The organism is uncultured Mailhella sp., assembly GCF_947631555.1.
In the GTDB taxonomy this organism is placed as follows: Bacteria; Desulfobacterota; Desulfovibrionia; order Desulfovibrionales; family Desulfovibrionaceae; genus Mailhella.
Genome location: NZ_CANRLT010000091.1, coordinates 1 through 9120, shown reverse-complemented (window position 1 = coordinate 9120; position 9120 = coordinate 1). Strand labels below are relative to the sequence as shown.

Below are 9120 nucleotides of genomic sequence, written 5' to 3'. Positions count from 1 at the left end.
GCATCTCGGTACCCTCCGTTTTTTTTTGAAGGATAGCATAATCTCAAACATTTGTCATTATAAAAGTCAGTGTCTCTTATGCGCCGTCTTCTTGACATGGCCGCGGCCATAGCCCAGCATCCCATCAACACGCTTATCCAGGGCGAGACCGGTACGGGCAAGGAAGTGGTGGCACGCTTTCTCCATCAGCAGTCGCCGCGGCGCCAAAAGCCGTTCATCGCCGTGAACTGTTCGGCGGTGCCCGAAACGTTGTTCGAGAGCGCCATGTTCGGCATCGAGAAAGGCGTGGCCACGGGCGTGAGCTTCCGCAAGGGCTTTCTGGAGGAAGCCAGCGGGGGGACGCTCTTTCTGGATGAACTGGCCGAAATGAGTCTGAGTAATCAGGCCAAGCTCCTGCGCGTGCTCGAACGGGGTGAAGTCACCCGCGTGGGCAGCGTGAATCCCGTGCCCGTGGATATTCAGCTCGTCTGCGCCACGCATGTGCCGCTGGAACAGGCTGTGAAGGAGGGTCGTTTCCGTGAGGACCTGTTCTACCGTGTGGACGTGGTGGAACTTCAGGTTCCGCCCCTGCGGGAACGCGGAGACGACATCCTGCTCCTCGCGCAGATGTTCCTTGAGCGCGACTGCGCCGAAATGAAGCGTGAACGCCTCACACTGTCTCCGGTGGCACAGAGCCTGCTCCTGCGCTATCCCTGGCCTGGCAACGTGCGCGAACTGGGCAATGAGATGAAACGTGCGGCGGCATTGACCTCAGGCAGTGTCATTGAATGGCGGGATCTTTCGCCGCGCCTGCTCCATTCCGGAGAAGTGGAGAAATTTCTCTGCCGCAGCGATGGCGGACGGACAGAAGCGGACGGAGAGGAGCTGCCGCTGAATCTTCAGGAGGCCGAAATCCTGCTGGTGAAGCGGGCACTGCGGCAGGCAGGAGGGAACAAGGCGCGGGCCGCTTCCCTGCTCGGGCTTTCCCGCGAGGGCCTGCGGAAGAAGATGCAGCGTATGGGCGGCGCGCTGGAAGGGGGAAACAGCTGATGTTTTCGCTCCGCTCCAAGATGTTTCTGATCGTGGGATGCGCCGTGGCCTTTTCCGCAGCGCCGATCATCTGGTTCAGCCACAAGGCGCTGCTGGAACGGACTCTGGAACGGGAAGAGGAAGCCTTCGTCAACACGGTCATGCTTGTGGAGGACAGTATCAGCGTCCGTTACCTGAACCTTCTGACTTCGCAGGTGGAGGCAGTGCTTGCCTCCAAGGACCGCATGAGGCGGACGGCGGCGCTCATCCGCGAACAGGTGGAGTCGGAGGGAAGGCGGGAGCTCGGGAGCTGGCAGGCGGCGCTTCGGGACCAGGGAATGCGCATGGCCTGCTTTGAGGACGGGCGGCCCGTGGCAGAGGACGAACTTGTCTCTGTGATGACGGCGGCGGGAACAGAAGACTTCAAGGGGCAGTCCCTGCACGACATGCTTTCCGGTGTGTACGGAGAGCGCGATATCCGCTTTGCGGTGACGGGCGTCCACGCGCCGGAGCAGAGCGGAACGCAGCCCTTTCTGCTGAGTTTTTCCCGCGCGGGGAGAGGAACTCTGGTTCTGGCCGATCCTCTGGTGAATGCGGAAGAAGGGCGGAAACAGCTTGAGCGGCGGCTTCTGGATGCCGTTCAGGAGCGGCTGGAGGATCTGGAACTCGGTCAGGGGGCGTCCGTGGCCGTTCTGGACGGCAAAGGCCGTCTGCTGGCCGGCAAGGGCGACCTCTCCGGCGTGGAGCAGGTCCCGGCGTCCTGGCTCGAAAAGGCTGCGGACGGCCCGCTTCAGGGCATCGAGGAAGGCGCGTGGAACGTGATGTACCGCCTGGTGCGCTTCAAGGCCATGGACTGGTATGTGGCCGCCTTCGTGCCCATGAGCGCGATGACGGCTCCGGCCTCACGGCTGGCGGCACAGCAGCTTTGCGTGGCCGGGGGCTTTCTGGCGGTCAGTCTGCTGGTCATGCTGTTTGCAGCGCTGCGCATCGCGAGACCGCTCCGCCTGCTTGCCCGCCGTGCCCGCGAACTGGCAGCAGAGGACTTCGGTGTTGAACATGCGGGGCTGGCCGAGAAAATCACCCGTGGTCTGCCCGTGGGACGCCATGATGAAGTCGGGGAACTTTCCGGGGCCTTCGTTCACATGGCCAAAGCTCTGGACGAGAATATCAGCCGGCTTGTGGAGACCCTGAGCGTGCGTCAGCGGATGCAGGGCGAACTCAACGCCGCGCGGGACATTCAGATGGGCATACTGCCCCCGGCCGGCGGCGCACTCAGCTGTCCTGGCTATGCGGCAGCGGCATTTCTGGAGCCTGCCAAGGAAGTCGGCGGGGATCTGTACGACTTTTTTACCGCGCCGGACGGACGGCAGGCCATCGTCATCGGCGATGTTTCCGACAAGGGCGTGTCCGCGGCGCTGTTCATGTCCATGACAGTGACGCTGGTGCGCTATACTCTCGGCGAAGGACTTTCGCCTGCGGAAGCCATGTCCCGCATCAACGAGATGCTTGCGCGGAACAATCCCAGCTGCATGTTCGTCACGCTGTTTATCGGCCTGTTCGACCCTGAAACGGGAGAACTGGACTATGCCAGCGGTGCTCATTGCCCGCCCTTCGTGGCCTCAGCTGATCCTGCCGTGCCGGTGCGTGCGCTCACGGAGACCAGCGGCCCGCTGGTGGGGGCGCTTTCCGGCATGGAATACCGGGCCTGCCGCGTCCGCCTGGAAACGGGGGACACCTGCCTCCTGTACACGGACGGCGTCTCCGAGGCCATGAACGCTGACGGGCGGCTTTTCGGCGAGGAGAGCATTGCGGACTGCCTGAACCATATGCGCGGATGGACGCCCGATGCCGTGATCTGCGGTGTCATGGAAGCGGTTAAGAAGCATCGTGGCACCGCCGCGCAGTCGGACGACATTACCATGCTCTGCTTCCGGCGCGCCTGACGGAGAGAAAAGGCGCCTACGCGAGGCATAACGCAGGCCTTTCCGCGTTTACGGCGTTTCGAGCCACCCAAGCAGACTCTGGCCGTGCAGTCTGGCGTAGAGCAGGGTCTCCCCCTGCACCCTGAAGCCCACATACCCCTGCGCCAGCGCTTTTCGCTGAGTCTCCACATCTGCGGCAGGAATAAGGAGCGGGACACTTTCCAGCCTTGGGCGCTGCGGCCCGCCTGCCAGAATGAATCTGGGCCTGCCGCCGTATTTTCGGGCGAAGGCACAGACGCAGAGCCCGGCGCGGAAGTGCAGCCGCAGGCTGACCGTATTTCCGGGCCAGACCGTGGCCATGCTCAGCGTCCGCCCCGAGGCCGCCGTGAGCCGCATATTCTCGTGGAGCAGCGTTTCTGCAAGCCCTCTGCCCCTGTCCTCCGGCCGCACGAAGATGGATTCCAGATGCCGCACGCTGCGAAGCAGCGTTTCGGGAAGGTGCAGAATCCGCCCCAGATGTTCGGGATCGTCGGGAGCTGGGAAGCGGATAACGCTGGCCCCGGCCAGCTCTCCGTGCGCGTCCACGGCAAGGAGTATGTTTCCCTGTCCGCACACGATGGGTTCGTAGAAGGGGCGCTCGTCCGTGGCGAAAATGTCCCGTGAGGGCAGAGCGTGTTCGATGCTTTTCTCCAGCCGTACCAGCGCGTCGAGGTCTTCGGGCGCGGCCGGGCGCAGGGTAAGGCTGCCTTGCCTGTTCATGGGGTACCGTCCGTCATGGTCAGGGGAAGAGCGCGGGAGGAGAGTGCGCGGGAAAGGCTGCGGTATTCCAGTCCGAAGCGCAGAGCCTGACCTTCCTTGAGAGATTCCGGGCAGCCGGTGACATCAAAGGACGTATAGGCGGACGAGGACGCGCGGAACGCCATGCCGGGAAACGGCGGCGTCAGAAGGTGCGGAGCCGTGTGGTATTCCCCCATGTCGAACAGAGCCAGGCGGCACCCCTGTTTGACGCGGCATTCCAGAACACGGGATTCAAGCTGGAACGTATCCTGGCGGCAGCCTGGAACCGGTCTGCCCGAAAGCGGATAGACACCCAGCATCACGCCTGTGCCGCAGCGTATTTCGGCAACTTCACAGGGCAGGGAGGTGTGTTCCGCAAGTTCGAGTATGTCCGACCCTCCCGCTGACAGGCGGGGAGTATGCGGCAGAAGGCGCCGGACAAGCACGGCGGCGTGTTCCAGAGCCGCGGCGGTCGGGGCCTTGGAACTCATGCAGGCAAAGTTTACAGACAGTGCGTCCACGGGGACGGCGCAGGCGTGTGCCTGCTCCAGCAGCTCGGGCAGTTCGGCTTCCGGCACGCCGTCCCTGCCGTCCCCGGCTTCGAGGCAGAGTATCGCCCGGGCGGCGGGAAAGGCGCTCAGGGAACGGAGCGCGGTGATGGAGCTGACAAAGACACGGCGGCAGGCTGCGGCGAGGGGGAGCTGTTCGGCGGAAGGAGAGCAGAGATGGACAAGTTCCCGGCCGGGCAGGACGGGCAGAGGAAGTTCCGGCCAGGCAACCGTCCCCACGCTGCGGATTTCCGAGTCTTGCAGAACAGCTTCGGTCAGCTTCGGGTGCAGAGGCGCTTCCTTGAGGACGAACATGCAGGCGCAGCCCGCCTTCTGGCAGGCGCGGGAGACGGTTTCAAGATTTTCCCGCAGGGCGTTCAGGCAGACATGCAGGCGGGGCATCAGTGTTCCTTGCCGGGCTTCCGGCAGAGCAGCAGGAAGAGCACGGCGGACAGTGCGGCCGCGCCGGCCAGCACAGCGAGTCCGATGCGGACGTTCCACAGGGTGATCATGACGCCGAGACTCAGGGGACCAAGTACCTGGCCGATGCGCATGGCAACATTGTAGAAGCCCATGGTGCGCGCCCTGCCGAAGCGCTGGGCTGCGGGCAGAGACAGTGCGTAGGTCCCCTGGGCGTTGGCCGCGATGGACATGCTGAGGGCCAGCAGTGCGACGCAACCCAGGGCGGCCGTCAGCCCGCCCGGAAGGAGCAGGGTGAGTGCACCGGCGGAGGCCAGCAGCATGGAGACGAACAGGATCCATTCTCCGTGTTTCGTCCGGTCGGTGATCATACCGCAGGCAGGCCCGGCAAACATGACAATGAGGCAGTAGAGCATGAACACCCGCCCGATGGTGGCTGGAGAGGTTCCGCTCTGACTGAGGGAAAGCGGGACGAAGAACTGGAACAGGCAGACGGTGACAAGGGCGTTGGGGATGATGAAGAAGAGGAGCAGCGCGCCCATGCGCCGATCGGTGAGGAAGGCTGTCACGCTGCCCCGCGTCAGCTTGCGGGATATGGTGTCCTGTCCGATCTGCCACGGTTCGCGGGGCAGCAGCCGCCACAGCAGAACGGCCGTCAGCAGAAGCATGAGCGCCGAGGCCGGAAACACGGCGGCGTATCCCAGGCGGTCGGCGAGCAGTCCTCCCGTGGTGCTGCCGCAGAGCGTACCGGCATACAGCCCGGCAAACATGAAGGCGAGGTCGTGGGCGCGGCGGCCGCTGGAGCTGTGGGCGATGACGAAGACCTGAGCCGCAAGGTTGATGAAGCCGTAGCCAAGGCCCGCCAGCCCTCTGGATATGATGAAGGGGAGCGGCGAGGCGGACAGCCCGCTGAACAGGGAGCCGGCGCAGGCCAGCAGAATGCCGGCAAAGAGCATGGGCCGCCAGCCGGAACGCTGACTCCAGAAACCGCCGAGGAACATGGCTGCTCCGGCCATGAACAGCTCGCAGGAGACAGGAAGTCCGGAAACCACGTCCGGGGGCAGACCAAAGAGGTCGAGTCCCAGTTCGCCAATGCGTATAGCCACATACGAGCAGGCCATTTCCGTGGCGAACAGGCAGAGGAAGACGGCGGGGCGCATGAGATCTGCGGGAGCCGCCATGTCCGTGCGTCCGCGGCTTCGCGGCATGAGCAGAAAGACGAGTTCCGAGAGAAAGAGTGCCGCAGCCACGGTCAGGGTGAGATCGTCCAGCAGCACGGAGCGCAGATTTGCCGTGAGCGCGGCTTCGTCCAGCGCCACGCTGACACGTCCTTCCCGTTTGCCTGTCACGGGATGCAGTATGTCTACACTGGTCGTGTTTTCACGGGGGATCTGCTGCCATTCGCCGGGGGCGAGCTTGCGTTCGGGGCTGGCCGCCGTATGCAGTGTCCCTCTGGCGTCGAACACGGCCATAGCCCGGGTGGGCACGTTCCGCTGCCGCTGGATGAGCCAGCTTTCCATGCTGGGGATGTCCTCCACGGCAAGCCCCATGCCGGTAAGCCGCTCCATGTCCCAGGCCATCTGACGGCCGATCAGATCACCGGCGTTTTGCGCTTCGGTCTGATAGAATCCAGTGAGCGGCTGATAGAGCAGGGCGAGAAAAAGACACTGGCCGAGGAGCAGCGGAGCCATGAAGCACAGGCGCAGCTGTTTCTGGGGCAGGCCGGACACGCTCCCCTTTCCTGCGGCACGGCGCAGCAGCAGAACGAAGAGCAGGCATTCGCCAAGACTCACGCCGAGGAAGAGCAGGCCCTGGCTGCGGGCGGCCTGGGACACGGGCGCGAACAGACGCGCTTCGTTCAGCGCCAGAAAGACGTGTCCGGCCGTGCGTTCCCGGTGACCCTGTATGGGACAGGTCAGCCAGAGCAGGCCGTTGTGAGAGAACGACTGCACATGGCCGAAAACCGGCAGGAGGTTCTGCGGTACTTCGGGAAGCGGTATGTTCCCCCATTGGAAAAGCACTTCTCCTTCCGTGCCGGTGACGACCAGTTCTTCCGCCGAGGTGCGGGTCTTGCGTTCGGTGAGTGTGCGTTCCAGTGTCTGCGGACGCAGACTCTTGCCCACGCGTACCAGCAGGGAGAGATGCGCCGCGATGTCCTGACAGACGATGCCGTTGGTCTGTATCACGGGTTCGCGGTACTGCCGTGCCAGCGCCGAAAGCATGAGCGCGCCGTAGAGCAGCTGCGTGCACAGAAGCACCGGCACACCCACGGCAAGAAGTCTGCGGAACACGCCGTTCACCTGGAGACGTCCGGAATCTGCTGGTAGATTTCATCTACGGCGGCAAGGATTTCCAGCGGCGGGTTCCAGCCTATGCGCATGGCCGTTTTCAGATTGACGGCCAGTCCCAGTTCAGGCTCGAAGATCTGAGTAATGTCCCGCGGCTTCTTGCCGCCAAGAACGGCGGCAATGGCTTCGGCTTCGAACTCTCCCATATCCCGGAAGCTGGCCTGCGCAAGGCTCAGCAGCACACCGTAGCCGACGGCTTCCGGGCCGGCCTGGGCGAAGGTGGGGATGCCCGCCTGAATCAGCGGTTCCATGAGTTCCGGCATCCGCTTCATGGGCAGAGAGTTGTAAGTCAGATAGAACGCGTCCACCTTCCCGGCCAGTGTGTCGATGCAGAACTTGAGATTCTTGAAGACCTGGTCGCCGTCGGGAAGGTCGAGGGGCGCGGTACAGGTGACCAGCTCCACGCCGAGATCGCGTGCTGTGGACTCGATTTCGTCCATAGCGGCGGTCTGGCGGCCTTCAGGCGTGTCTTCGTAGGGCACGCCCAGTTTTTTGAAGTGGAAAATTTCGTGGAATATGGTGAGTTGACGGCGGAAGCGCCCGGGTTCGAGCTGCGCATGGACGTTGTCCTTGCCGGAATCTTCCGCGGAGGCCACGATGCCTGCGGCCACGGCGTCCGTGACGCTCATGGAGAAGACAGGTACGCCGAGATCCTCCTGCGTCATGTCCAGACCGGCCCAGGTTCCCATCGCTATGACCATGTCCACGTCCCGCCGTTCCCGGATGCGGGAGAGAATGGCGTCTTTGATGAGAGGCCGTGCGCCGGCGTCCCAGTCCGCGGAATAGTGGCCGTCCGCCAGAAAGGTCAGCGTGCCGCCCGCGTTCTCGGAAAGCCATGTCCACATCCCGCGCGAACTTTCCGTGTTCTGCGGGACGGGCACGTCCCCGTTCTCGATAAGTCCCAGCCGGGCCAGTGCGCGGGCTGTCCATGCCAGCGTCTGCTGGTAGTTGGTATACGGGCCGCCCTCCACATAGAGTACCCGCCACGTCTTTCCCGATGCGGGGAGAGGGCATGTCAGGAAGACGGCAAGGAAGAGGACGGCGAGAGGGCGAAAGAGTACGGGAAGAGACATAGACACCTCGGTGGACGGATGTCTTTTAATAGCTGGAACATGCTGATAAGGCAAGGTATTCGCGGAGAAGTCCGGCAATTCTCCGGTTCAGGTGTTTACGAATGTCCTGAATCGTTTGCCAATCGGAAGGGGAGAAGCGGAAGCAGCAAGGCTCGGAAGGGAAGTCCCCTTGTGTGACGATCCGGAAGAGAACAGCGCTCAGCCCAATGTCTGGCAGCCGGGACCTGAGGTCACAACGCCGCGCTCGACAAGCCGGCGCAGATACCAGCTCGAATCGCTGACCAGCATTTGCAGCTCTTCGGGGGAACCGGTGATTTCCAGAACATCGCTCACAGACAGCGGAAGGTTTTCCTGCCCGTCTATGGAGAGCAGAACTTCGTCTCCCGTGCGGCAGGCTGCGATGCGGATGAGCGAGGAGGAAGGAACCGCAAGCGGCGGGCAGGCTCCGCCGAAAGGACAGATGGGGGTCACAAGCTGCGCGTTCATGGAGGGGACCGTCAGCGGTCCGCCTGCGGAAGCGTTGTAGGCGGTGGAGCCAAGGGGCGTGGACACGATGATGCCATCGCAGCGCATGGTGGAGAGGGGTACGCCGTCGATTTCCAGTCGCAGGGACACCGCACGCGCCACAACGCCGTGAGCCGTGACCAGATCGTTGATGGCCATGCCTTCGTTCTTGACGGATTGTCCTGAGAGTACGCGCCAGCGCAGGGCCAGATGTTTTTCCAGCCGCCAGCGCCCTTCAAGAAGCCCGGCCAGGGGGAGTTCCCAGTTCTGCGCGGAAAGTTCGGCCAGGAATCCCACGCGCCCGAAGTTCATGCCCAGCAGGGGAGTCTTCACCCCTGCCAGACGGCGTGCAACCCCGATGATGGTGCCGTCGCCGCCAAGGACGAGGACGGCATCACTGGCAGCGGCTGAAGCCCTGAGTCTGGGAGCATCGAGTTCCGCGGAACGGATCTCGCAGCGGATGCCACGGCGAAGAAGCCAGTCACGAACGCGGACAGCCATGTCCCGGGGCTGCGGGGAG

7 protein-coding genes are annotated in these 9120 nt (G+C 63.5%); 2 read left to right on the top strand and 5 right to left on the bottom strand.

Features of this window, described 5'->3' with window-relative positions:
• Positions 1–78: 78 nt before the first annotated feature.
• Both Q0Z94_RS10270 and Q0Z94_RS10265 read left to right on the top strand, forming a co-directional pair.
• Positions 79–1029: a sigma-54 dependent transcriptional regulator gene (locus Q0Z94_RS10270; RefSeq protein ID WP_298069415.1), complete on the top strand. Its 951-nt coding sequence runs from the start codon at positions 79–81 to the stop codon at positions 1027–1029.
• Positions 1029–2951, top strand: a complete 1923-nt coding sequence (locus tag Q0Z94_RS10265; RefSeq protein WP_298069413.1) for a SpoIIE family protein phosphatase — start codon at positions 1029–1031, stop codon at positions 2949–2951. Before Q0Z94_RS10270 ends, Q0Z94_RS10265 begins: the two co-directional genes overlap by 1 nt.
• 48 nt (positions 2952–2999) lie before the next feature.
• On the opposite strand, the gene Q0Z94_RS10260 is transcribed toward Q0Z94_RS10265, so the two are convergent.
• From Q0Z94_RS10260 to Q0Z94_RS10240, 5 genes are all read right to left on the bottom strand, one after another.
• Positions 3000–3689, bottom strand: a complete 690-nt coding sequence (locus Q0Z94_RS10260; protein WP_298069410.1) for a GNAT family N-acetyltransferase — start codon at positions 3687–3689, stop codon at positions 3000–3002.
• Entirely contained in the window at positions 3686–4657 is a 972-nt protein-coding gene (locus Q0Z94_RS10255; protein ID WP_298069408.1) for an alanine racemase, read from the bottom strand. Before Q0Z94_RS10255 ends, Q0Z94_RS10260 begins: the two co-directional genes overlap by 4 nt.
• On the bottom strand, positions 4657–6966 hold the full coding sequence (locus Q0Z94_RS10250) for an MFS transporter (protein ID WP_298069406.1): 2310 nt from the start codon (positions 6964–6966) through the stop codon (positions 4657–4659). Before Q0Z94_RS10250 ends, Q0Z94_RS10255 begins: the two co-directional genes overlap by 1 nt.
• 5 nt (positions 6967–6971) lie before the next feature.
• On the bottom strand, positions 6972–8096 hold the full coding sequence (locus Q0Z94_RS10245; protein ID WP_298069403.1) for an ABC transporter substrate binding protein: 1125 nt from the start codon (positions 8094–8096) through the stop codon (positions 6972–6974).
• 198 nt (positions 8097–8294) lie between these two features.
• Positions 8295–9120: NAD(+)/NADH kinase (locus tag Q0Z94_RS10240; RefSeq protein ID WP_298069401.1), on the bottom strand; the 826-nt coding region annotated here is incomplete at its 5' end.

Coding starts and splice junctions, on each gene's coding strand:
- Q0Z94_RS10270 (WP_298069415.1), top strand. CDS start 79: ATGCGCCGTCTTCTTGACATGGCCGCGGCCATAGCCCAGCATCCCATC.
- Q0Z94_RS10265 (WP_298069413.1), top strand. CDS start 1,029: ATGTTTTCGCTCCGCTCCAAGATGTTTCTGATCGTGGGATGCGCCGTG.
- Q0Z94_RS10260 (WP_298069410.1), bottom strand. CDS start 3,689: ATGAACAGGCAAGGCAGCCTTACCCTGCGCCCGGCCGCGCCCGAAGAC.
- Q0Z94_RS10255 (WP_298069408.1), bottom strand. CDS start 4,657: ATGCCCCGCCTGCATGTCTGCCTGAACGCCCTGCGGGAAAATCTTGAA.
- Q0Z94_RS10245 (WP_298069403.1), bottom strand. CDS start 8,096: ATGTCTCTTCCCGTACTCTTTCGCCCTCTCGCCGTCCTCTTCCTTGCC.